Origin of the sequence: Hydrogenophaga sp. OTU3427 (assembly GCF_038440225.1) — a bacterium.
Classification (GTDB): domain Bacteria; phylum Pseudomonadota; class Gammaproteobacteria; order Burkholderiales; family Burkholderiaceae_C; genus Hydrogenophaga.
In genome coordinates, this window is sequence record NZ_JASATI010000140.1 from 1 (window position 1) to 301 (window position 301).

At 61.5% G+C, this 301-nt stretch carries 1 protein-coding gene; it reads right to left on the reverse strand.

Features of this window, described 5'->3' with window-relative positions:
- A partial coding sequence (locus AAHB17_RS24645) for a methylmalonyl-CoA mutase family protein (RefSeq protein ID WP_342133699.1) occupies positions 1 to 301 on the reverse strand: 301 nt, incomplete at both ends.

The window sequence follows — 301 nt, forward strand, 5'->3', positions numbered from 1 at the left end:
GAACTCGGTGCTGAAGATGCAGGTGTTCTGGCCCTGGTCTTCCTTGAGGATGTCGGCCTGCACCGTGCCGCGCACATTGGCCTGGGCCCATTCGCGGATCTTGGCGGTTTCGGTGTCGGTGGGCTCGCGGCCGTTGTCGGCCTTGAATTTTTCGATGTTCTGGTCGATGGCGGTGTTCATGAACATCGCCAGGATGGTGGGCGCCGGGCCGTTGATGGTCATGGACACCGAGGTCGTCGGGTTGCACAGGTCGAAGCCGTCGTACAAGACCTTCATGTCGTCCAGCGTGGCGATGGAGACC